The sequence below is a fragment of the Psychrobacter sp. SCQQ22 genome (assembly GCF_015864605.1).
Classification (GTDB): domain Bacteria; phylum Pseudomonadota; class Gammaproteobacteria; order Pseudomonadales; family Moraxellaceae; genus Psychrobacter; species Psychrobacter fozii.
Window position 1 is genome coordinate 1 of the sequence record NZ_JADYWZ010000014.1, and the last position, 232, is coordinate 232.

Sequence of the window (232 nt, forward strand, 5' to 3'; positions counted from 1 at the left end):
TGAAACCACCACGCTTGAGATTGGCGGCGTGATAGGGACTGGCACCATTAATGATGCGGGTGATGCCATACCTGTGGTGAGCATTGAAGCGACGATGGACAGCGCGATTGAAGGCACTACGGACACCCTTGTCTTCACCATCAGCCAAACGGGCGCGACGGACAAAGACAGCACCGTTACCGCAAGCCTAGCGCTTGGCGACATTGATGCCAGTGACATCGACAGCATCACC

Annotated in this window: 1 protein-coding gene; it reads left to right on the forward strand. The window is 56.0% G+C overall.

All coding sequences use genetic code 11. The features are described from left to right. On the forward strand, positions 1-232 hold a 232-nt coding region (locus I6E84_RS13875), incomplete at both ends, for a hypothetical protein (protein WP_197218591.1).